This window comes from Pseudomonas wuhanensis (assembly GCF_030687395.1).
Classification (GTDB): Bacteria; Pseudomonadota; Gammaproteobacteria; order Pseudomonadales; family Pseudomonadaceae; genus Aquipseudomonas; species Aquipseudomonas wuhanensis.
The window spans coordinates 2,363,953-2,385,782 of sequence record NZ_CP117430.1; the positions used below are offsets into that span (position 1 = coordinate 2,363,953).

At 59.6% G+C, this 21,830-nt stretch carries 17 protein-coding genes and 4 tRNA genes; 17 read left to right on the forward strand and 4 right to left on the reverse strand.

Going from position 1 to position 21,830, the window contains the following annotated elements; all coding sequences use genetic code 11:
- Positions 1-110: 110 nt before the first annotated feature.
- Positions 111-419 carry a hypothetical protein gene (locus PSH88_RS10965; RefSeq protein WP_305483533.1) on the reverse strand — a complete coding sequence of 103 codons (309 nt, stop codon included), beginning with the start codon at positions 417-419 and terminating at the stop codon, positions 111-113.
- 252 nt (positions 420-671) lie between these two features.
- Here PSH88_RS10965 and gltX point away from each other — a divergent pair, with 252 nt between their 5' ends.
- The 12 genes from gltX to PSH88_RS11025 all read left to right on the forward strand — a co-directional run bounded on the left by gltX (position 672) and on the right by PSH88_RS11025 (position 10,201).
- The gene (gene gltX / locus PSH88_RS10970) at positions 672-2,153 is read left to right on the forward strand and encodes a glutamate--tRNA ligase (RefSeq protein WP_305426218.1); all 1,482 of its coding nucleotides are present in this window, start codon (positions 672-674) and stop codon (positions 2,151-2,153) included.
- Positions 2,154-2,342: 189 nt separating this feature from the next.
- A tRNA-Ala gene (locus tag PSH88_RS10975) sits at positions 2,343-2,418 on the forward strand.
- A 79-nt stretch (positions 2,419-2,497) separates the two neighbouring features.
- Positions 2,498-2,573 (forward strand) — tRNA-Glu (locus PSH88_RS10980).
- 53 nt (positions 2,574-2,626) lie between these two features.
- A tRNA-Ala gene (locus tag PSH88_RS10985) sits at positions 2,627-2,702 on the forward strand.
- 80 nt (positions 2,703-2,782) lie between these two features.
- A tRNA-Glu gene (locus PSH88_RS10990) sits at positions 2,783-2,858 on the forward strand.
- Between the two features lie 182 nt (positions 2,859-3,040).
- Positions 3,041-3,580, forward strand: coding sequence for a TetR/AcrR family transcriptional regulator (locus PSH88_RS10995; RefSeq protein ID WP_038980068.1), 540 nt, complete (start codon positions 3,041-3,043; stop codon positions 3,578-3,580).
- Between the two features lie 30 nt (positions 3,581-3,610).
- Positions 3,611-4,444 carry an alpha/beta fold hydrolase gene (locus PSH88_RS11000; protein WP_305426219.1) on the forward strand — a complete coding sequence of 278 codons (834 nt, stop codon included), beginning with the start codon at positions 3,611-3,613 and terminating at the stop codon, positions 4,442-4,444.
- Between the two features lie 48 nt (positions 4,445-4,492).
- On the forward strand, positions 4,493-4,942 hold the full coding sequence (locus PSH88_RS11005; protein WP_030132386.1) for an acyl-CoA thioesterase: 450 nt from the start codon (positions 4,493-4,495) through the stop codon (positions 4,940-4,942).
- Between the two features lie 166 nt (positions 4,943-5,108).
- Complete coding sequence (locus tag PSH88_RS11010) at positions 5,109-6,068, forward strand: tRNA dihydrouridine synthase (RefSeq protein ID WP_305426220.1); 960 nt, start codon at positions 5,109-5,111, stop codon at positions 6,066-6,068.
- Between the two features lie 120 nt (positions 6,069-6,188).
- Positions 6,189-6,635, forward strand: a complete 447-nt coding sequence (locus PSH88_RS11015; RefSeq protein ID WP_095633298.1) for an Hsp20 family protein — start codon at positions 6,189-6,191, stop codon at positions 6,633-6,635.
- Between the two features lie 189 nt (positions 6,636-6,824).
- Positions 6,825-7,523, forward strand: coding sequence for a DUF1266 domain-containing protein (locus PSH88_RS11020; protein ID WP_305426221.1), 699 nt, complete (start codon positions 6,825-6,827; stop codon positions 7,521-7,523).
- Positions 7,520-10,201, forward strand: a complete 2,682-nt coding sequence (locus tag PSH88_RS11025; protein WP_305483534.1) for a DUF805 domain-containing protein — start codon at positions 7,520-7,522, stop codon at positions 10,199-10,201. Before PSH88_RS11020 ends, PSH88_RS11025 begins: the two co-directional genes overlap by 4 nt.
- On the opposite strand, the gene PSH88_RS11030 is transcribed toward PSH88_RS11025, so the two are convergent.
- The 3 genes from PSH88_RS11030 to PSH88_RS11040 all read right to left on the reverse strand — a co-directional run bounded on the left by PSH88_RS11030 (position 10,198) and on the right by PSH88_RS11040 (position 16,256).
- The gene (locus PSH88_RS11030; RefSeq protein WP_305426223.1) at positions 10,198-11,889 is read right to left on the reverse strand and encodes a molecular chaperone HscC; all 1,692 of its coding nucleotides are present in this window, start codon (positions 11,887-11,889) and stop codon (positions 10,198-10,200) included. The genes PSH88_RS11025 and PSH88_RS11030 overlap by 4 nt on opposite strands.
- Positions 11,890-12,002: 113 nt before the next feature.
- Positions 12,003-15,281 carry a sensor domain-containing protein gene (locus PSH88_RS11035; protein ID WP_305426224.1) on the reverse strand — a complete coding sequence of 1,093 codons (3,279 nt, stop codon included), beginning with the start codon at positions 15,279-15,281 and terminating at the stop codon, positions 12,003-12,005.
- Positions 15,282-15,365: 84 nt separating this feature from the next.
- Positions 15,366-16,256, reverse strand: a complete 891-nt coding sequence (locus PSH88_RS11040; protein WP_305426225.1) for a LysR family transcriptional regulator — start codon at positions 16,254-16,256, stop codon at positions 15,366-15,368.
- A gap of 159 nt (positions 16,257-16,415) precedes the next feature.
- Here PSH88_RS11040 and leuC point away from each other — a divergent pair, with 159 nt between their 5' ends.
- The 5 genes from leuC (at position 16,416) to asd (ending at position 21,718) form a co-directional block, all read left to right on the forward strand.
- Entirely contained in the window at positions 16,416-17,834 is a 1,419-nt protein-coding gene (gene leuC / locus PSH88_RS11045) for a 3-isopropylmalate dehydratase large subunit (protein WP_305426226.1), read from the forward strand.
- Between the two features lie 11 nt (positions 17,835-17,845).
- Positions 17,846-18,490 (forward strand): 3-isopropylmalate dehydratase small subunit, encoded by a 645-nt coding sequence (gene leuD / locus PSH88_RS11050; RefSeq protein ID WP_123356294.1) that lies wholly within the window; start codon positions 17,846-17,848, stop codon positions 18,488-18,490.
- Positions 18,491-18,636: 146 nt separating this feature from the next.
- Positions 18,637-19,404 (forward strand): class I SAM-dependent methyltransferase, encoded by a 768-nt coding sequence (locus PSH88_RS11055; RefSeq protein WP_305426227.1) that lies wholly within the window; start codon positions 18,637-18,639, stop codon positions 19,402-19,404.
- A gap of 51 nt (positions 19,405-19,455) precedes the next feature.
- The gene (gene leuB / locus PSH88_RS11060; RefSeq protein ID WP_007935187.1) at positions 19,456-20,538 is read left to right on the forward strand and encodes a 3-isopropylmalate dehydrogenase; all 1,083 of its coding nucleotides are present in this window, start codon (positions 19,456-19,458) and stop codon (positions 20,536-20,538) included.
- 67 nt (positions 20,539-20,605) lie between these two features.
- Positions 20,606-21,718 carry an aspartate-semialdehyde dehydrogenase gene (gene asd, locus PSH88_RS11065; RefSeq protein WP_038980075.1) on the forward strand — a complete coding sequence of 371 codons (1,113 nt, stop codon included), beginning with the start codon at positions 20,606-20,608 and terminating at the stop codon, positions 21,716-21,718.
- Positions 21,719-21,830: the final 112 nt, after the last annotated feature.

Consider the following 21,830-nt stretch of genomic DNA (forward strand, 5'->3'; position numbering starts at 1 on the left):
CACGCCGTCCTTGGTCGCCAGATTTTGAGCGGGAGTACAGATCGGTGCACCGTCACGGTCGGTGACTAGCAGGCTGCTTTGCAGCTCGTAACCGATGTCGCCCCGGTGGGTCATTTGCAGGCGATCAGCCTTGCTGTGGTGGTGCATGTAATTGAGCCGAGACCAATCGTGCATGACCAGCGCGTAATCATCACAGTCATCCCGACAACCCTCGTGGGCCGCGCCAGCAGCGGTTTAACCAGGTCAACGGGCCGAACCCGGTCATTGCTCAAAAATCGCCAAAGGGCTTGCGTCTGTGCAAAAGCCTTGTCGCTTCGCGGCAAGGCTTTCATCCCGGCGGCCAGCGCCGGTAGTCCATTACTGTGTCCCATGACTAACTCGTCGTATCGTTTTGTCAGTCGGGCATCTAGCCCGGTCATTTGATATCCATGCCGTCCCTTTATAGACCAGGATCGGGAGATGTGTAGATACCTATGCCGCGATGAGGCCCGCCGGAACACTACAAATATCCATTGCGCGCTTCCCAAGCCTTCAGCCCTGCCTGCAACCTCCTGGTAGATCCCCCAAGGCAATATTGGCTTATATGCCCTGCTGACTAGAGCCGGGCCGCTATCGCCTGTTACCATTCGCCTCTTGTTTGATCTTCGCTTTTATTCTTTTCGAGACATGCCATGACCACCGTCCGCACTCGCATCGCGCCATCGCCTACCGGGGACCCCCACGTAGGTACCGCTTACATCGCTTTGTTCAACTACTGCTTTGCCAAGCAGCATGGCGGTGAGTTCATCCTGCGGATCGAAGATACCGACCAACTGCGTTCGACCCGCGAGTCCGAACAGCAGATTTACGACGCCCTGCGCTGGTTGGGTATCGACTGGAGCGAAGGCCCGGACGTCGGCGGCCCGCACGGTCCTTATCGTCAGAGCGAGCGCGGCGACATCTATCAGAAGTACTGCCAGCAACTGGTCGACATGGGTCATGCCTTCCCGTGCTTCTGCACAGCCGAAGAATTGGACCAGATGCGCGCCGAGCAAATGGCGCGTGGAGAAACCCCGCGTTACGACGGCCGTGCGCTGTTGCTCTCTGCGGATGAAGTCGCGCGCCGCCTGGCCGCTGGCGAGCCACACGTCATCCGCATGAAAGTGCCGACCGAAGGCGTGTGCGTGGTGCCTGACATGCTGCGTGGCGACGTCGAGATCCCGTGGGACCGCATGGACATGCAAGTGCTGATGAAGACCGACGGCCTGCCGACGTACTTCCTGGCCAACGTGGTCGATGACCACTTGATGGGCATCACCCATGTCTTGCGCGGTGAAGAGTGGCTGCCATCGGCACCGAAGCTGATCCTCTTGTACGAATACTTCGGCTGGGAACAACCGCAGCTGTGCTACATGCCGCTGCTGCGTAACCCGGACAAGAGCAAGCTGTCCAAGCGCAAGAACCCGACCTCGGTAACGTTCTACGAGCGCATGGGCTTCATGCCGGAAGCGATGCTCAACTACCTGGGTCGCATGGGCTGGTCGATGCCGGACGAGCGTGAGAAGTTCTCGCTGCAGGAAATGGTCGACAACTTCGACCTGAGCCGTGTCTCACTGGGTGGTCCGATTTTCGACATCGAGAAGCTGTCGTGGCTCAACGGCCAGTGGCTGCGTGACTTGCCGGTGGAAGAGTTCGCCGCTCGTCTGCAAAAGTGGGCGCTGAACCCTGAATACATGATGAAGATCGCACCGCACGTGCAGGGCCGGGTTGAAACCTTCAGCCAGGTTGCACCGCTGGCCGGCTTCTTCTTCGCCGGTGGCGTGAACCCGGACGCCAAGTTGTTCGAATCCAAGAAACTCTCGGGTGATCAGGTTCGTCAGTTGATGCAGTTGATTTTGTGGAAGCTGGAGAGCCTGCGTCAGTGGGAGAAAGACAGCATTACTGCAACCATCCAGGCGGTGGTCGAGTCCCTCGAGTTGAAGCTGCGTGATGCCATGCCGCTGATGTTTGCCGCCATCACTGGGCAGGCCAGCTCGGTGTCGGTACTCGATGCGATGGAAATCCTCGGTCCGGACCTGACCCGTTTCCGTCTGCGCCAGGCTATCGACCTGCTGGGCGGCGTGTCGAAGAAAGAAAACAAGGAGTGGGAAAAGCTTCTGGGCGCGATTGCCTGACAGCGTTTGACTCTGTAGTAGCTGCCGAAGCCTGCGATCTTTTGATCCTGATCTTCGGCACTTCCCCCGAATTTACGGGGGGAGGGCGGTAAGTGATTGTTATGTGGGCAAAAAATTTTGGAAATTGTTAAAAATAAGTTTGACAGCCTTCCGATGCGCCATTAAGATTCGCCCCGTCCTCAGCGATGAGGGGCTATAGCTCAGCTGGGAGAGCGCTTGCATGGCATGCAAGAGGTCGACGGTTCGATCCCGTCTAGCTCCACCAATTTACACTTCAAGGTCTGGCCACACCGGCCTTGAAGCGATCAACACTCAGCGTTGATCAGTTGTATAGAAGGGTTTGCGTCCCCTTCGTCTAGTGGCCTAGGACACCGCCCTTTCACGGCGGTAACAGGGGTTCGAGTCCCCTAGGGGACGCCAGTTTTACAGAAGCGATGTTGCAAGATGTCGCTCCGCCGCGAGGCGAAAAATCCGGGGCTATAGCTCAGCTGGGAGAGCGCTTGCATGGCATGCAAGAGGTCGACGGTTCGATCCCGTCTAGCTCCACCAATTTTACAGTTCAAGGTCTGGCCACACCGGCCTTGAATCGATCAGCTCTCAGCACTGATCAGTTGTATAGAAGGGTTTGTGTCCCCTTCGTCTAGTGGCCTAGGACACCGCCCTTTCACGGCGGTAACAGGGGTTCGAGTCCCCTAGGGGACGCCACGATTACCCGCTCTGCGGGATTTTTAAGGGTCATTCAATTATTGAATGGCCCTTTTGTTTGTCTGGCGTTTGGCCAACTCTCCTTTTCCCTCTCACCTGTTCTTCAGACCAGCGGTCACATCCACGACTTGCGAAAAATTATTATGAGAATAATATTCTAGTCGTAATATTCGGAGGCAACGATGAACGATAAAAAAGCTCAAACCCGCGAACGCATCCTCAAGGCTGCCAGTGCAGCGCTGATCCAGCGCGGCCCGGCCGAGCCGAGCGTGGGCGAAGTGATGGGCGCGGCTGGCCTGACGGTCGGTGGCTTCTACGCGCACTTCGAAAGCAAGGACGCATTGATGCTGGAAGCGTTCAAGCAGCTGCTCAGCCATCGTCGTGGCTTGATCGCCGACATGGACGCCGAGTTGACCGGCGAAGAGCGTCGCGCGCTGGTCGCGGCGTTCTACCTGTCGCGTAAACACCGTGATTCCACCGAGCATGCGTGTCCGATTCCGGCGTCGGTCGGCGAGCTGGGCCGTCTGCCCGACGAATTTCGTGTGGCGTTGAATGAGCATGTTGAGTTGATGGTCGCGCAGTTGGCGGCCAGCCCGGAAGACACCGACAAGGTCTTGGCCGACATCGCCTTGATGGTCGGTGGTTTGGCTCTGGCGCGGGCGCTGGGGCCAGGAGAGTTGTCTGATCGTTTGCTGCGCGCCGCCAAATCGGCGGTGCTATGACCTAAAGGCGTCAGCCTGAGGAGATGGGCGATGAACACGTTGAGCTGGGTTCGTGGCGTTAATGGCACCTTGGGCTGGTTCGCGCCGAAGCTGATGGCGAGCAAGATGCGCCTGGCATTCATGACCCCGCGCGAATTACCGCCGCGTGACTGGGAATTGCCGCTGCTGGCGAAATCCGAACGAATCACCTTGCGCTTCGGTCTCTCGGCGCTGCGTTGGGGGCAAGGGCCGGCGGTGTTGTTGATGCACGGCTGGGAGGGCCGGCCGACACAGTTTGCCGCGCTGATCACGGCGCTGGTCGATGCCGGTTACACCGTGGTTGCCCTGGATGGCCCGGCTCACGGTCGTTCGCCTGGTCGCGAGGCGAATGTGGTGCTGTTCGCTCGGGCCATGCTCGAAGCGGCCGCTGAATTGCCGCCGCTGCAAGCGGTGATCGGTCACTCCATGGGCGGCGCCAGTGCCATGCTCGCCGTTCAGTTGGGCTTGCGCACCGAAACCCTGGTCTCGATCGCCGCCCCGGCGCGAATTCTCGGGGTGCTGCGCGGTTTTGCCCGCTATGTGCGCCTGCCGCCCAAAGCGCGTTCGGCGTTTATTCGCCAGGTGGAGAAAGACGTCGGCATGCGCGCCGCTGCGCTGGATGTTGCGCGCTATCAGCTCGACATGCCGGGGCTGATCGTCCATGCCGAGGACGACAACTTTGTTCCAGTCAAGGAATCCCAGTTGATCCACGAAGCCTGGTTCGACAGCCGTCTTTTGCGCCTGGAAGAGGGCGGTCATCAGCGGGTGCTCGCCGATCCGCGGGTGATCGATGGCGTTCTTTCTCTGCTGGCCGGTCGCAGCCTGCAATCGCGCCAATCGGCCTGAGCTTCCGTTACACTGCCCCGGTCGAAATAATCTGACCGGGAGTGGGGCATGGGCTGGGATCGGGCAACGCCGTTTATCATTGATCTGGAAGTGGGCGCCGAGGACATCGACGGGCTGGGCCACGCGAACAACGCGGTGTACGTGACCTGGCTCGAGCGCTGTGCCTGGCGCCACTCGCAACGGCTGGGCCTGGACCTGGTCGAGTACCGTCGGCTGGATCGGGCGATGGCGGTGGTACGGCACGAGATCGATTACCTGGCAGCAGCCTATGAGGGCGATGAGTTGCAGTTGGCGACCTGGATCGTCGATTGGGATCAGCGCCTGAAAATGACCCGACACTTCCAGTTGAAGCGTCCCAGCGACAACACGACGTTGCTACGGGCGCAGACCACTTTCGTGTGCATCGAACTGTCGACCGGCAAGCCCAAGCGCATGCCGGCGGAATTCATCGAGGGCTACGGCCCGGCGTTGCAGGAGTTGGATTCAGCGAAAATCTAATGTGGGAACGGGCTTGCTCGCGAAGACGGCTTAACATTCAACAGAGATGCTGAATGTCAGACCGCTTTCGCGAGCAAGCCCGCTCCCACAAGGAATCAGCGATGTTCTGCAGATTCCTCGCACAATCCAGTAAACTGCCGCACGTTTTTCGTTGAGTGTGTTTTTCATGCAAATTGCTTTGGCGCCCATGGAGGGGTTGGTCGACAACATCCTGCGGGACGTGCTGACCCGTGTGGGCGGTATTGATTGGTGCGTGACCGAATTCATTCGGATCAACGATCAGCTGCTCACGCCTGCCTATTACCACAAGTTCGGCCCGGAACTGCTGACCGGCGCCCGGACCGCCTCCGGCGTGCCGCTGCGGGTGCAACTGCTCGGCTCCGATCCGGTGTGCCTGGCGGAAAACGCCGCACTGGCCTGCGAGTTGGGTTCCGAGGTTATTGACCTGAACTTTGGCTGCCCGGCCAAGACCGTCAACAAATCCCGTGGTGGCGCGGTGCTGCTCAAAGAGCCTGAACTGCTCAACCAAATCGTCGAACACGTCCGTCGTGCCGTACCCGCGCACATTCCAGTGACCGCCAAGATGCGCCTCGGTTTCGACAGCCCGGACGGTGCGTTGGTTTGTGCTACCGCCCTGGCTGAAGGCGGCGCGGCGCACATCGTGGTCCATGCGCGGACCAAAACCGATGGCTACAAGCCGCCAGCTCACTGGGAATGGATCCCTCGGGTGCAGGACGTGGTGAAGGTGCCGGTGTTTGCCAACGGCGACATCTGGAGCGTCGAAGACTGGCGTCGTTGCCGCGAGATCAGCGGCGTCGAAGACATCATGCTCGGTCGTGGTCTGGTATCGCGCCCGGATCTGGCCCGGCAAATCGCCGCCGCCCGCGCCGGTGAAGACGTTGTCGAGATGACCTGGGTCGAGCTGCTGCCGCTGATTCAAGACTTCTGGCTGCAAGCCAAGGCACAGATGACACCACGTCAATCGCCGGGCCGCTTGAAGCAATGGCTGGCGATGCTGACCCGCAATTATCCTGAAGCGGTAGAGCTGTTCACCGTCCTGCGTCGTGAGACCGAACTGGATAATGTCTCGCGTTTACTGGGTCTGCGGGTGTCTGAAGCGGCCTGAAAAAATCTTAAAATAATCTCTTGAAAAGTAATCAGCGATCCTTATCTAAGGATTACGCGATGCCGAATTCGGGTCGCGGAGACAAAAAAACTTGCTGATTATGTTCAGGAGATTTGAATCATGAGTACTGCATTTTCCCTGGCTCCACTGTTCCGTTCCTCGGTAGGTTTCGACCGTTTCAACGACCTGTTCGAAACCGCCCTGCGCAATGAGCCAGGCAGCACCTATCCACCCTACAACGTTGAAAAATACGGTGATGACCAATACCGCATTGTCGTAGCGGCCGCCGGTTTCCAGGAAGAAGACCTGGACCTGCAAGTGGAGAAAGGTGTGCTGACCATCAGTGGCGGCAAACGTGACACGGACGAAAACGTCACTTATCTGTACCAAGGCATCGCTCAGCGCGCCTTCAAACTGTCGTTCCGTCTGGCGGACCATATTGAAATCAAGGCCGCCGAACTGCGCAACGGTTTGTTGAGTATCGACCTGCTGCGCGTGATTCCGGAAGAAGCGAAAGCCAAACGCATCCCGATCAACGGGACGGAAAAACCGGCTCTGCAGCATTGAGTCATTCGAAGACATACATTCGTTTGAACAGGCTGTAACCCGCTGAATGAAGGCCCCGACTTGTCGGGGCCTTTTTGTTTCCAGGCGAAAAACAGCACTGCAAACTTTGCCGCCTTGCGACGGTTTCTCTACAATCCGCGCCAGTTTTGCCGACTCCCATCCTGTCTGGTCGGCCCGGAGTTTTTTTTCATGGAAGAGATACAACAGCGTTGGCTGTGCGGTCTTTCTGCGCCGATGGTGGCCCTCAATCCTCGCGCCCATTATGACGAGCCTGCTTTCTACTCCGATCCGCAATTCATCGACCTGCAATGCAGCTGGGGCATCAGCGACCGGCCGCAGTTATTAAGCATGCTCGAAGGGATGGCGGACGACGGTCATGCCTCTCATCTCGATGGGGCATATCGGTCGTGGCAGCGTTGCTTGCCGAGCGAATGGCAGGCACTGCTTGAAACGCTGTCACCCCGCGAGCGCGACTTGCACGAGTTCGCCGGGCGTACCTTCGGTGGATGTGGGCCGGGTGGTATCAGGGCTTGGGATCTCGGGCGCATGGGGTTTCTCTTGCGCTGTGGCTTGCGCAATGAGTGGATCGATTTAACTGAAAGTCTTTGGCTGCATGGCCGACTCGCCGTGAGAGCGCAATACCATTACGGCAGTTGGTTCTCCTATTTCAATGGTTTCCTGGCCGGTCATGCGTTCTGGAGCTGTCTGGGCAACAGTGACGAACAGATGGCTCACGAGCTTGATCGGCAAGGGGAGTTTTCGCGGAGCGCTTTCATAGTGCGTGGTCTTGCGCGCGACATCCCTTCTTTCCTGATAGACCTGCCCTGGCACATGGACCTCAACCCACCGCCACGCCCGGCGTCCCTTGAGGAGTTCGACTGGTCATGAGTTGCTGGATACGCCTGGGTATAGAACCTACCAAAGATCAGACAGTTATTCGAAATGCCTATCGCGCGCGTCTACCGGAACATCATCCGGAGAGTGATCCTGAGGGCTTTCAGGCACTGCGTGAGGCCTATGAAAGTGCCACCCGCTTCGCTCGTCATGAAGAGGACGAAATCGAAGATGAAGGTACTGGTGCCCCTGAGGTTCCGCAGACCTTGGTGGATTTTTACGCGTTGCTCGAAGATCCGGCTCGGCGCTTCAATCCAGATGCCTGGCAAGCGTTCGTTAAAGCGTTGGATCAGTTGCCTCTGGACGCTCTTGATGACCTCGGTTGGGGGTTGTTCCATGCATTGGCCAATGCCGGGTCGCTGTCTTACCGCTGCGCGAATCTGCTGGCGCAACGGATGGGTTGGGAGCACCAGCTGCTGGATCTGGGGTTCGAGCAGGCGAATAAAGTCGAACAGTTCCTGCAACGCATCAAGACGCCAGACCCGTTCGACACGACACTGATGAGCGGGTGGTCCGAGCCTGTGCAGATGGAAACCCTGTGGTATGCCCGCAGCCTCGACTACCTCTTCGAGCATCGTCCGCTCCATGAATTCGAAGACTTCGCCAGCCATCACACCTGCTTGCCGCTGCCGGCGGACGAAGTATTCATCAAGCGTTTGCTGGTGCGGTTTACTCAGGCGGGTATCGGTGGTGCAGGTCTGCTGCAGCTGTGTGTCGAACAACAGAGCCAGGCGCCAGACGATATCGATTGGCTTTATTTGTTGGCTTGTCAAAACAGTTTGTTGGGGCTTGAGGATCAGGCGCTGCCCTGCTGGATTCGGCTCTGGCTGGAGTATCGTCAACCGAAGGCTGAAAGTTGCTTGCTGGAGCTTTGCGCCAAACGTCAACCAGACTTTCTCGCGCTGCTGATTCAGGCATTTGACCGTCTGGAAAATTTCCGTGACTGGTCCCATGACCTCGACGATGTCACTCAAGAATATGGCAGCCCTTCGCAGCGCCCCGAAACGCTGGCTCGCTGGCTTGGGGTCGGGCAACTCAATCTGCAAGGTTTGGCAGCCGCATTTGTCGACTGGCGGATGACGGGGGATGAACTGCCTCTGCTGGCGTTGCTGCTAGGGGAGCATGCGGATTCCCGCTTGCAGCGTCTGTACCGGCATGCATGGGCCTTGCATCGTGGTGATGTGTGGTTGTTGCAACAGATACTGGACGAGCCGCACCCGTTCGATGCCCTTGAGGGGCTGGTGCTGAGCGGGTTCAAGTATCAGGCAGAGCAGCAACTCTGTTGGTTGAATCAGGCGCCGATTCCATTGGCAATGAAGGCCTTTCTCAACAGTCGTTCAGTTGAGCCGCAACTGGCCGAGGAACTGACAAAAGGAGAGCCGCACAAGATTTGCCGCCTGTGGCTGCGCAGGCTGCGGGTTTACGACCAGTCTGCCCTGGTGCGGATCGATCAGGCATTTGACTTGCTGGACGCAGAAGCGGACACGAACTTGCGGAGCTTGAGCCTGCTGGTTCAACTGGGGCAGCGAGGCGCAGTCCTGCCGGACATTGCGCAAGGCGAGGCAGCGTGGCAATGGCACGCTCAAACGGTATTCCTGCTGGCATTGCTCGAACAGCCTGAGCGTTGGCTGACGTTGATCGATACGCAATGCCTGGAGCGACTGGAGGTCAACCCGGCTCATCCCCTGAGTCGGCTCCAGCCGTTATTGCGGCGTTTGCAGCATGAGCAAGGTAACTGCACCGGTTTGCTGGGGTGGCTGCAAGGTACCGATCCGGTCCATGGTTTGCTCGTGCAGCAGCTGTTCAATGTGCAACAGGCCCTCGACAGCGCAGCGCTGCCCGGTAATGCGCAGCTCTATACCTGCATTGAAAGTGATCCTGATGCGTGCGGCGAGGATTTGCTGGGGCTGATGCTGCTCTGGGGGGTGCTGTATCACGATCCGAGCCTTGACGCCGAGCAGCATCGCGCACTGTTGCAATCCATCGCTGCTATCAGTTGTGAAGATGACTGGTTCGAAGCGTTTCGTGATGGTTTGCTCAAAGGGGATCCTGTTTGGCCGCCGCGCAAAGTGCTGACGGATTTCGACGTCGACAAGCTGCTGGTCTATGAAGTCCTCGATACGCTGAGAAGTCTGATTCGTTATGGTGCGGCAGGAGTGCCGAGGACCAAGGTGCTGCAACAGTTGCAGCGTGGCAAGGATGAAGCCGCGAACAGTGTGGGTCTGCGTCTGGCATTGACTGCCTTGCTGTCCTGGAGCGAACGCCTGCTCCTGGCCAAAAGCGACACTCGCCCGGTGCCGTCGGTTGCGGTCTGGCGCTTGGGCACGCGATTGGGGCGCAAGGCGTTTATCGGGCAAGTGCTGGGGTGTGTGCTGATCACCCCGATCGTGGCGCTGCTAAGCGGCACCGCCGTCTCGGGGATTGTCATGCTGCTGCTGAGCATCGCGTTGTTGCTCAGTGCGATTCTGCGTCGGCTGCATGACATTGGCCGCGGGATTCCCACACTGCTTATTATTGCCTGTCTGACGCCGGTATTGCCGTTTCTGCCTCTGGTGTTGTTCGGTTTTCCTGGCGACAGGCTGCCTAACCGCTATGGTGTGCCGCCGGACAGCGCCGGTGAGGACACGCTGTCCGGGGGGTTGCAGGTGACCCTGCGGCGGCTTAACGGCTAAAGACGCAGTTGATCCAGCGCTTTATTGAGTTGTGACCGATGGCTGGCAATCTCCACCGATTGCTGGCCACCGAGCACGGCGGTAAAGGCATCCAGCCAACCGGCAATTTGTTCGCGCTCATCACCCAGGCTCTGCGTCCACGCTCGCTCCAGTCGTGCCAGCAGGGTGCGATTGGGCAGCGCGTCCCGTGGATGGATTTTCAGGGCGCTGAGCCGTTCATGGCTGTTTTGCCGTGATTGCGGGTCGAGCCCGGTGGGGCTGCGATCAATGCTGTGGCTGTGGCGTTCGCCGCTGGCCAGCAGGGTCACGTCAACTTCAAGCAAGCCGTTGATGTCGTAGCTGAAGCGCACATCCAGGGCCTGTGTCTGGTCGCTGGGTGTCATCGCGACATCGAAGGCATCGATGAAAATATTGTCCCGCACCCACGGCCGTTCACCCTGATAGACCGCGATACGGATTTGGTTTTGCTGCGGATGGGTGGTGTAAAAGCGTTGCACCCGAGAGGTGGGGATCACGGTATTGCGTTCGATGATCGGTGAGAAGGCGCCGCTGACGTCTGCACCGCGATTGGTCGAGATGCCCAGAGTGTATGGGCAGACGTCGGTCAGGATCAGCTCCTCGATTGCACTGTCGCGGGCTTTGCACGCCGCCTGGGTGGCGGCGCCCAGTGCGACAATCGTGTCCGGGTCGAGGTGGCGATAGGGCAGGCGCCCGAACAGTGTGGCGACCATCTGCTGCACGGCTGGCATCCGCGTAGCACCTCCGACCAGCACCAGGCTGTCGAGGTCCCGGGGTTTGAGCCGTGCATCGCGCAGGGCTTGTTCAATGGGAGCGCGCAACCGGGTCAGCAGCGGCTCCCAGATTTTCAGCGCTGCAGCCTCATCCAGCGACCACTCGCGCAAGACGCCGGCGCCATTCCAGTTCAGATGCTGGGTGCCTTCACTGAGTTTGCATTTGAGTTGCTCCAGAGTATCGCCCAGGCTGGCCAACCCCTGGCCGTCGATCAGATGCGGGGTGAGTTGCCAGTCTTTCAGGCAGGCCTGTAGCAACGCTGCAGTGAAGTCTTCACCGCCGAGGAAGTTGTCGCCGGTGGAGGCGTGCACTTCAATCAGCGGCAGTGCGTATTCAAGTACCGTGACGTCGAAGGTGCCGCCGCCCAGATCGAAAATCAGCGTGCGCTCGAACTTCTGTTCGTGCAGCCCGTATGCCATGGCGGCGGCGGTCGGCTCGTTGATCAACCGCGACACCGTCAAGCCTGCCAGCTCGGCGGCAAACAGCGTGCGTTTGCGTTGCTCGTCACTGAAGTAGGCCGGCACCGAAATCACCGCCTCATGCACCGGATGGCCCAGCCAGGCTTCGGCATCCTGTTTGAGAGAGCCGATTACCAGTGCTGACAGTTCTTCCGGGCTGAATTGCCGCCCGCCCAGATCGAACTGTTTGTCGCTGCCCATAAAACGCTTGAACGCCGCCACTGTGCGTTCCGGATGGGTGGTTAGACGGGCGCGAGCCACATTGCCAACCAGAATGCTGTCGTCCTCATCGAGGCTGACCACTGAAGGGGTGAGGAAATCGCCAAGGGCGTTGGGAATCAACTGTGCTCGACCTTCCTGCCAAACGGCGATCAGGCTATTGGTGGTGCCAAGGTCGATACCCAGCAAGGCCGGGCGGGGGAGGGTTGCATCCTGCATGGTTGATCTCTTTGAGGCGGTGCAAAAAACGCGACCCTACAGGTTGAGAGAAAAACTGGCAATTGGAGCGCCTGTTACGGAACGTCTCCTGTGCGATGCAACAGTGACCCCGATTATTTGAGCAGTTTCTGAAACTCCTCCACCGGCAGCGGCCGACTGTGCAGATACCCCTGATACAAATGGCAGCCCAGCCCCTGCAAAAACGCCAGTTGCTCCAGGTTTTCCACCCCTTCGGCGATGACTTCCAGCTCCAGGCTGCGGGCCATGGCGACGATGGCGCGAATGATTTCGGCATCGTTGGGGTCGGTGGTGGCGTCGCGGATGAACGACTGGTCGATTTTCAGGGTGTCTACCGGCAGGCGCTTGAGGTAGGTCAGGGAGGAATAACCGGTACCGAAATCGTCCATGGCAAAGCTCACGCCGAGTTTTTTCAGGCGCCGCATTTTGCTGATGGTGTCGTCCAGGTTCTGGATGACGATGCCTTCGGTGATTTCCAGTTTCAGCAGCGAGCAGGGCAGGCCATGGCTGCCGAGGCTGTGTTCGATGCGTTCGACGAAATCGTTCTGACGGAATTGCCGGGGGCTGATATTCACGCACAGGCTGAAATCGAGCGGGTCGATCAGGCCCTTGGCGATCAGGTGTTTGAAGGCCGCGCAGGCTTCGTCGAGGATCCATGTGCCGACTTCCAGAATCAGCCCGCTGTCTTCCAGCACCTTGATGAACTCGGTGGGCGATTGCGCACCCAGTTGCGGATGGTGCCAGCGCACCAAGGCTTCGGCGCCGGTAATGCGATTGTTGCGGGCGTCCACTTGAGGTTGGTATTGCACGCTGAATTCACCCCGAGACAGGGCCAGGCGCAGGTCGGTTTCCATGCGCAGGCGCTCGCTGGCGGCCTTTTGCATGGTGTTGTGATACATCTGCGTGGTGTTGCGGCCTGAGTCCTTGGCGCGGTAAAGGGCGATATCGGCGCGTTTGAGCAGATCGGTCGGGGTCGAGCCGTGGTCGGGGATCAACGCGATGCCGATGCTCGGCGTCACTTGCAGGCGCTGTCCGTCGAGGAACATCGGTTCGGACAGCAGTTCGCGCAAGGTGTCCGCCAACTCCCGGACCTGAGCGCTGACATCGCTGCGCGAGCCTTCCAGACCGCTGAGCAGCACCACAAACTCATCACCGCCCAGGCGCGCGACGGTGTCCTCCATGCGCACGCTGGCTTCAAGGCGCGCGGTGATGATTTTCAGCACCGTATCGCCCACCGGATGACCGAGGGAGTCGTTGATGTGCTTGAAGTGGTCGAGATCCAGGAACATCAGCGCGCCGCGCAGGTTATGGCGTTTGAGCAGGGCGATCTGCTGGCTCAGGCGATCCATCAACAGGGCGCGGTTGGGCAGATTGGTCAGCGGGTCGTGGTAGGCCAGGTGACGGATCTGCGCTTCAGCGTTTTTCAGCAAACTGACGTCCCGAGCGGTCAGCAGCAGGCACGCCGTTTCGTTGAGGGTGATCGGCTCCACCGAGACTTCAACGGTCAGCAACTCGCCGCGTTTGTTGCGCCCGAGCATTTCCTGATGGTGAACACGGCCCTTGATCTGCAGCTCCGCCAGCAGCGCCGAGCGTTGTTTCTCTTCGGCCCAGATACCGACTTGATACACCGTGCGGCCGATCACTTCATCGGCGCGGTAGCCAGTCAGGCGACAGAAGCCGTCGTTAACTTCCAGGTAGCGTCCGGTGTCGCGCTCGGTAATGGTGATGGCGTCGGGGCTTGAGTGGAAGGCCTTGGCGAACTTCTCCTCGCTGGCCTTGAGCGCCGCTTCCGAACGTTGCTGCTGGGTGATGTCGCGCAGGGTGGTGACGATGCACGGTTGGTCGCCGACGCTGATCTGCCGGCTCGATATCACGCAGGTCAGGGATTGCCCGTCCTTGTGTTGAACGATGATCGCCACATTGTTCAGGCCCTGTTCGCGGATGACCCGCTCGATCCTTTGCAGGCTTTTTGCCGAGGCGTCCCACAGGCCGATTTCGTCGGCGCTGCGGCCAATCACGTCGGCGGTGCTCCAGCCGAACGTCTGGGTGAAGCTGGAGTTGATCTCGATGAAATGGCCGGTGTCCTGGCGCGTGACGCAGATCGGGTCCGGGCTGACTTGGAACAACGTGGCGAATTTCTCTTCCGACGCTATCAGTTGCTGTTCGCGCTCCACTTGATCGGTGATGTCCAGCAATGTGCCGGCCATGCGCAGCGGGTTACCGCTGTCATCGCGGTAGAGTCTGGCGCGGCTTTCCAGATAGCGCGAAGTGCCATCCGGCAGCTGCACACGGTATGTCACCTGATAATTGCCGGCCGGGCCTTCGCGCAAGCTGCGGTAGGCGTCACGCATGGTGTCGCGTTCTTCGCCGGGCACGCCTTCGAAAAACGCGTCGAAGGATTCATGGAAGGGTTTGGGGTCCAGCCCATGCAGCTGGGCGGCCCGCGCCGAGCCGTAAAGCATGCCGCTGGGAATGTGCCAGTCCCAAGTGCCGAGTTGCGCCGAATCCAGGGCCAGGTCGAGGCGTTCCTGGCTGTCTTTGAGGGCGTGCTCGGCAATTTTGCGTTCGGTGGTGTCGAGGAACGTGCTCAGCAGATAAGGCTGGCCTTCGAGTTCGACCTTTTGCGCACTGAGGATGCCGTCGTGAACCTGCCCATTGCTGGCGCGAAATTGCACCTCCATGTTGATCAGCTCGCCTTTGGCCTTGGTGGCCTTGACCAGTTGCACCCGTTGCTCCGGGTTGACCCACAGGCCCAGTTCCAGCGTGGTTCGGCCGATGGCGTCTTGCACCGGCCAGCCGAACAGGCTTTCGAAATACTGATTGGCTTCGCTGATCAGGCCGTCTTCCTGACGGGTCAGCAGGACCATGTTAGGGCACAGGTGAAACAGCGTGGCGAAGCGTTTTTCCGAGCTGCTCAGCGCCTGTTCGCGCTGGCGCTGATGGGTGATTTCACGAATGACCCCAATCATTCGCGGCCGGCCGTTTTTGTCCGGCAGCAGGCTGCCGTTGATTTCCAGCCAGTGCAGGCTGCCGTCGGGCCAGCGGATGCGGTGGTGCATGGCCTGTTCCAGCGGGGCGCCGGCGATCACCGCATTGAAGGCGCGGATGGCTTTCGCCCGATCCTCCTGAGGCAGCAGGTCGAGGTACTCCAGGTCTTCTGGCAACGGCTGGCGGGGATCGAAGCCGAATAGCGCTTGAGTGCCCCGGGACCAACTGATTTGCCCCCGCTCGATGTCCCAATACCAGGCGCCCAACCGTGCGCCGTTGAGGGCCGCCAGCAACTGCGGGGCACTTTCCCAGCTCTGCTCGGACCGTTTGGGGTCAAGTGCCTGAATTCGCGGCATCGGCGGCATACGTTCAACAGATTTGGGCATGGATAACAGGCCTTGGGCTGAATTGGGCGTTAGGCACAGGGTTTTGGGGCTCTATAGGCGTAGCACAAAAAGAAGAAGCACAGCTTAGCCGCGAGTCCCTGGCTGATCGATTTGTGCATCCAGCAGAGCCATGAAGGCCCGTGCCGCGTTCGACAGCGTCCGTTCGGTGTGCAGGATATAGCCTAGCTGGCGAGTGAGTTGTATGCCCGGCAAAGGTATGCGCGCCACTTGATCGTCCAGCATGGTGCGCGGCAAAACGCTCCAGGCCAGGCCGATCGAGACCATCATCTTTATGGTTTCCAGATAATTCGTGCTCATGGCGATGTTCGGCGTCAGGCCTTGGGCCTCGAACAGGCGTTGCACGATGTGATGGGTAAAGGTGTTGCCGCCGGGGAAAACCGCGGGGTGCAAGGCAATATCCGCCAGGGTGACCGCGCCGTTGCTGATCAGCGGATGCTCCGGGGCGGCCACGAAATCCAGCGGGTCGTCCCACACGGGCGTGGCCTTGACCAATGTGTGAGGTTCCGGTGCAAGGGTGATGACTGCCAGTTCGGCGCGGCCATGGAGGATTTCTTCGTAGGCCACTTCCGAATCGAGGAACTGAATATCCAGCGCCACTTGTGGGTAGCGTCGGGTGAACTCCCTTAATAAGGGCGGCAAGCGATGCAGGCCGATGTGATGGCTGGTGGCCAATGTCAGACGGCCGGTCACTTCGCCAGTCAGGTTGGTCAGGGCGCGGCGGGTGTCATCCAGCACATTGAGGATCTGATAGGCCCGCGGCAGCAGGGCGCGTCCGGCTTCGGTCAAGCTGACTTCCCGACCCAGTCGATCGAACAGCCGCACCTTCAATTGCTGCTCTAGCCCGGCGATGCGTTTGCTGATGGCGGGTTGCGTCAGGTGCAGCCGTTCGCCGGCACCGGAGAAGCTTCCAGTCTCGGCAATCGCGATAAAAGCATTGAGGTTGGCGAGGTCCATGATGATGTCTCAGTTGTATTCCAGGTGGTTATGCAAAGCATGAAAAATATGAATTTGAGTTATTTAATGTAACCCCCTAGGATCGACCTCACAAGCCAAAGGGTTATTGGAATTTTCAAGATCCGGGGCATAGAAACAAGCTGATGAGGAAACCGTCTGATGGCCGGCAAAACGCTCTACGACAAGCTCTGGGATTCGCATTTGGTCAAGCAGCGCGACGATGGCTCTGCGCTGATCTACATCGATCGTCACATCATCCACGAAGTGACCTCGCCGCAAGCTTTCGAAGGCCTGCGTCTGGCCGGGCGCAAGCCTTGGCGCATCGATGCCAACATCGCGACCCCGGACCACAACGTACCGACCACCCCAGAGCGCAAGGGCGGCATCGAAGCGATTGTCGATCAGGTCTCGCGTTTGCAGGTTCAGACCCTCGACGATAACTGTGACGAATACGGCATCGTCGAATTCAAGATGAATGATGTCCGCCAAGGCATCGTCCACGTCATCGGCCCGGAGCAGGGCGCCACCTTGCCGGGCATGACCGTGGTCTGCGGCGACTCCCATACCTCGACCCACGGCGCATTCGGTGCCTTGGCTCACGGTATCGGCACTTCCGAGGTCGAGCACGTGCTCGCTACTCAGTGCCTGGTCGCCAAGAAAATGAAGAACATGTTGGTGGCGGTCGAGGGCCAATTGCCGTTTGGCGTGACCGCCAAGGACATCGTTCTCGCAGTAATTGGCAAAATCGGCACCGCCGGCGGTAACGGCCACGCCATCGAATTCGCCGGTAGCGCGATTCGTGACTTGTCCGTTGAAGGCCGCATGACCATTTGCAACATGGCGATCGAGGCTGGCGCTCGCGTAGGGCTGGTGGCCGCCGACGAAAAAACCGTGGCTTACGTGAAAGGCCGTCCATTTGCTCCGAAAGGCGCGGAATGGGACTTGGCTGTCGAGGCCTGGAAAGACCTGGTTTCCGATGCGGATGCCAAATTCGACACCATCGTCGAACTCGATGCCACTCAGATCAAGCCGCAAGTCAGCTGGGGCACCTCGCCCGAGATGGTCTTGGCCGTCGATCAGAACGTTCCCGATCCTGCGAAGGAAATGGACCTGGTCAAGCGTGGCTCCATCGAGCGCGCGTTGAAATACATGGGTTTGACCGCCAATCAGGCGATCACCGACATTCAGCTGGACCGCGTATTCATTGGCTCCTGCACCAACTCGCGGATCGAAGACCTGCGCGCCGCCGCCGTGATCGCCAAGGGTCGCAAAGTGGCTTCGACCATCAAGCAGGCCATCGTGGTGCCGGGTTCGGGGCTGGTGAAGGCCCAGGCCGAATCCGAAGGTCTGGACAAGATTTTCCTCGAGGCCGGTTTCGAATGGCGTGAGCCGGGTTGCTCGATGTGCCTGGCGATGAACCCGGACCGATTGGAGTCGGGTGAGCATTGCGCGTCGACCTCCAACCGTAACTTCGAAGGCCGTCAGGGCGCCGGTGGCCGTACCCACCTCGTCAGCCCGGCCATGGCCGCCGCCGCCGCTGTGAACGGTCGTTTCGTCGACGTCCGTGAATTGATCTAAAGGAGCGCAGCATGAAAGCTTTTACCCAGCACACTGGTCTTGTCGCGCCTTTGGATCGAGCCAACGTCGACACCGATCAGATCATTCCGAAGCAGTTCTTGAAGTCGATCAAGCGCACCGGTTTCGGTCCGAACCTGTTCGATGAATGGCGTTACCTGGATGTCGGGCAGCCGTATCAGGACAACTCCAAGCGCCCGTTGAACAAGGACTTCGTCCTCAACGCCGAGCGTTATCAGGGCGCCAGCGTACTGCTGGCCCGTGAGAACTTCGGTTGCGGCTCCAGCCGCGAACACGCGCCGTGGGCGCTGGAAGAGTACGGTTTCCGCAGCATCATCGCGCCGAGCTACGCCGACATCTTCTTCAACAACAGCTTCAAGAACGGCTTGCTGCCGATCATCCTGAGCGACGCTGAAGTCGATGAGCTGTTCCAGCAGGTTGAGGCGACTCCGGGTTATCAGTTGCAGGTTGATCTGCAAGCCCAGACCGTGACCCGTCCGGATGGCAAGGTGTTGAATTTTGAAATCGATGCCTTTCGCAAACACTGCCTGCTCAATGGCCTGGACGATATCGGCCTGACCCTGCAGGACCACGAAGCGATTGCCGCGTTTGAAGCCAAGCACCGCGCGAGCCAGCCGTGGTTGTTTCGCGACGCGTGATTGATCCGAAATTTATGTAGGCAGGGCTGGCCTATCGCGGGCAAGCCCGGCTCCCACAGGTTTTGTGAACACCAAAAATCCCTGTGGGAGCGGGCTTGCCCGCGATGAGGCCGGTACAGGCACCACAAGATCAAAAGGATGTCCCCATGACCAGCACCGCCCAGCACAGTCAGGTAGTACAAAAGCAATTCGGTGAACAGGCCTCGGCCTATCTGAGCAGCGCCGTACACGCTCAAGGCACTGAATTCGCGCTGCTACAGGCTGAACTGGCGGGGCAGGGCGATGCCCGCGTGCTCGACCTCGGTTGCGGCGCCGGTCACGTGAGTTTTCACGTGGCTTCGCTGGTCAAGGAAGTGGTCGCTTACGATCTGTCTCAACAGATGCTCGACGTGGTGGCCGCTGCTGCCGTCGATCGGGGCTTGGGCAACGTGTCCACGGTACTGGGTGCCGCCGAGCGCCTGCCATTCGCCGATGGCGAGTTCGATTTCGTCTTCAGCCGTTACTCGGCGCACCATTGGAGCGACCTCGGACTGGCCCTGCGCGAAGTTCGCCGGGTGCTGAAGCCGGGCGGGGTGGCGGCGTTCATCGATGTGTTGTCGCCGGGCAGCCCGTTGTTCGACACTTACTTGCAAAGCGTCGAAGTGCTGCGCGACACCAGCCACGTGCGCGATTATTCTGCGGGCGAGTGGTTGCGTCAGGTCAGCGAAGCGGGGTTGCATACCCGCAGTACCACGCGCCAACGGCTGCGTCTGGAGTACACGTCGTGGGTCGAGCGCATGCGCACGCCGCAGGTGATGCGCGCGGCGATCCTCGAGTTGCAGCAATCGATGGGCAATGAAGTTCGCGAATATTTTGAGATTGAGGCCGATGGTTCGTTCAGTACCGATGTGCTGGTGCTGATGGCTGAACGATAGGAATTTTCCGGGCGCGCCCCAGGGCGCGCCGACTGATGACATGAGGAAAGCATGAGCAAGCAGATTCTGATTCTCCCAGGCGACGGTATTGGCCCGGAAATCATGGCCGAAGCGGTCAAGGTGCTGGAGCTGGCGAACGACAAGTACAGCCTGGGCTTCGAACTGAGCCATGACGTGATCGGTGGCGCCGCCATCGACAAGCACGGCGTGCCGCTGGCCGACGAAACCCTGGCCCGTGCCCGTGCCGCCGACGCGGTGTTGCTGGGTGCCGTGGGCGGTCCGAAATGGGACACCATCGAACGTGACATCCGCCCTGAGCGCGGTCTGCTGAAAATCCGTGCGCAACTGGGCCTGTTCGGTAACCTGCGTCCGGCAATCCTGTACCCGCAACTGGCCGAGGCTTCCAGCCTGAAGGCAGAAATCGTGGCGGGTCTGGACATCCTGATCGTCCGTGAACTGACCGGCGGCATCTACTTCGGCGCGCCACGTGGCGTGCGTGAACTGGAAAATGGCGAGCGTCAGGCCTATGACACGCTGCCATACAGCGAAACCGAAATCCGCCGTATCGCCCGTGTCGGTTTCGACATGGCCCGCGTGCGTGGCAAGAAGCTGTGCTCGGTGGACAAGGCCAACGTGCTGGCCTCCAGCCAACTGTGGCGTGAAATCGTCGAGCAAGTGGCCAAGGACTACCCGGACGTCGAACTGAGCCACATGTACGTCGACAACGCCGCCATGCAACTGGTGCGCGCACCGAAGCAATTCGATGTGATCGTCACCGACAACCTGTTCGGCGACATTCTTTCCGACGAAGCGTCGATGCTCACCGGCTCCATCGGCATGCTGCCGTCGGCATCGCTGGATGCGAACAACAAAGGCATGTACGAGCCGTGCCACGGTTCGGCACCGGACATCGCTGGCAAGGGCATTGCCAACCCGTTGGCGACCATTCTGTCGGTGTCGATGATGCTGCGTTACAGCTTCAATCTGCAGGATGCGGCCGATGCTATCGAGAAGGCCGTGAGCCTGGTATTGGATCAGGGTCTGCGCACAGGCGACATCTGGTCGGCCGGTTGTACCAAGGTCGGTACGCAGGAAATGGGCGATGCAGTAGTCGCCGCGCTGCGGAATCTGTAATCTCTTTGGCCCGCTGCAACTTTCAACCATGAAAGCAGCGGCCCACTTTTAAGAAGGTGTAGTTGCGATGAAACGTGTAGGTCTGATCGGTTGGCGCGGTATGGTCGGTTCCGTGCTCATGCAGCGGATGCTGGAAGAGCAGGATTTCGATCTTATTGAGCCGGTGTTTTTCACCACTTCCAATGTCGGTGGCCAAGGCCCGTCCGTGGGCAAGGACATTGCTCCGCTCAAGGACGCTTACAGCATTGAAGAGCTGAAAACCCTCGACGTGATTCTGACCTGCCAGGGTGGCGACTACACCAGCGAAGTCTTCCCGAAGCTGCGCGAAGCCGGCTGGCAGGGTTACTGGATCGACGCCGCTTCCAGCCTGCGGATGCAGGATGACGCGGTGATCGTGCTGGACCCGGTGAACCGCAAGGTCATCGACCAGCAGCTCGATGCGGGCACCAAGAACTACATCGGCGGCAACTGCACCGTCAGCCTGATGCTGATGGGCCTGGGCGGCCTGTTCGAAGCCGGTCTGGTCGAGTGGATGAGCGCCATGACCTATCAGGCGGCCTCCGGTGGCGGCGCGCAGCACATGCGTGAACTGATCAAGCAAATGGGTGTGACCCATGGCGCTGTCGCCGATCAACTGGCCGACCCGGCCAGCGCCATCCTCGACATCGACCGTCGTGTCGCCGAAGCCATGCGCAGCGACGCGTACCCGACCGAAAACTTCGGCGTACCGCTGGCTGGCAGCCTGATCCCGTGGATCGACAAGGAACTGCCGAACGGTCAGAGCCGCGAAGAGTGGAAGGCCCAGGCCGAGACCAACAAGATCCTCGGTCGCTTCAAGAGCCCGATCCCGGTGGATGGCATCTGCGTGCGCGTCGGCGCCATGCGCTGCCACAGCCAGGCGCTGACCATCAAACTGAACAAAGACGTGCCGATCGCCGACATCGAAGGGCTGATCAGCCAGCACAACCCTTGGGTCAAGCTGGTGCCGAACAATCGTGAGATCAGCATGCAGGAGCTGAGCCCTACAAAGGTTACCGGTACCCTGAACGTGCCGGTTGGCCGTCTGCGCAAGCTGAACATGGGTTCGCAGTTCGTCGGTGCCTTCACCGTCGGCGACCAACTGCTGTGGGGCGCTGCCGAACCGCTGCGTCGCATGCTGCGGATCCTGCTCGAGCGTTGATCTGTTGAAGTAACGAAAGAGCCCGTGCCTTGAAAGAGGTGCGGGTTTTTTTATGCGCGGCAGTCTGAAGGTGCTCGGTTGTCTGCTCTTCCGTCATCGCGGCATAGGTATC

Excerpts from the sequence above, each read along its gene's own strand:
- PSH88_RS10965 (WP_305483533.1), bottom strand. The coding sequence starts at position 419 with ATGACCGGGCTAGATGCCCGACTGACAAAACGATACGACGAGTTAGTC.
- gltX (WP_305426218.1), top strand. The coding sequence starts at position 672 with ATGACCACCGTCCGCACTCGCATCGCGCCATCGCCTACCGGGGACCCC.
- PSH88_RS10995 (WP_038980068.1), top strand. The coding sequence starts at position 3,041 with ATGAACGATAAAAAAGCTCAAACCCGCGAACGCATCCTCAAGGCTGCC.
- PSH88_RS11000 (WP_305426219.1), top strand. The coding sequence starts at position 3,611 with ATGAACACGTTGAGCTGGGTTCGTGGCGTTAATGGCACCTTGGGCTGG.
- PSH88_RS11005 (WP_030132386.1), top strand. The coding sequence starts at position 4,493 with ATGGGCTGGGATCGGGCAACGCCGTTTATCATTGATCTGGAAGTGGGC.
- PSH88_RS11010 (WP_305426220.1), top strand. The coding sequence starts at position 5,109 with ATGCAAATTGCTTTGGCGCCCATGGAGGGGTTGGTCGACAACATCCTG.
- PSH88_RS11015 (WP_095633298.1), top strand. The coding sequence starts at position 6,189 with ATGAGTACTGCATTTTCCCTGGCTCCACTGTTCCGTTCCTCGGTAGGT.
- PSH88_RS11020 (WP_305426221.1), top strand. The coding sequence starts at position 6,825 with ATGGAAGAGATACAACAGCGTTGGCTGTGCGGTCTTTCTGCGCCGATG.
- PSH88_RS11025 (WP_305483534.1), top strand. The coding sequence starts at position 7,520 with ATGAGTTGCTGGATACGCCTGGGTATAGAACCTACCAAAGATCAGACA.
- PSH88_RS11030 (WP_305426223.1), bottom strand. The coding sequence starts at position 11,889 with ATGCAGGATGCAACCCTCCCCCGCCCGGCCTTGCTGGGTATCGACCTT.
- PSH88_RS11035 (WP_305426224.1), bottom strand. The coding sequence starts at position 15,281 with ATGCCCAAATCTGTTGAACGTATGCCGCCGATGCCGCGAATTCAGGCA.
- PSH88_RS11040 (WP_305426225.1), bottom strand. The coding sequence starts at position 16,256 with ATGGACCTCGCCAACCTCAATGCTTTTATCGCGATTGCCGAGACTGGA.
- leuC (WP_305426226.1), top strand. The coding sequence starts at position 16,416 with ATGGCCGGCAAAACGCTCTACGACAAGCTCTGGGATTCGCATTTGGTC.
- leuD (WP_123356294.1), top strand. The coding sequence starts at position 17,846 with ATGAAAGCTTTTACCCAGCACACTGGTCTTGTCGCGCCTTTGGATCGA.
- PSH88_RS11055 (WP_305426227.1), top strand. The coding sequence starts at position 18,637 with ATGACCAGCACCGCCCAGCACAGTCAGGTAGTACAAAAGCAATTCGGT.
- leuB (WP_007935187.1), top strand. The coding sequence starts at position 19,456 with ATGAGCAAGCAGATTCTGATTCTCCCAGGCGACGGTATTGGCCCGGAA.
- asd (WP_038980075.1), top strand. The coding sequence starts at position 20,606 with ATGAAACGTGTAGGTCTGATCGGTTGGCGCGGTATGGTCGGTTCCGTG.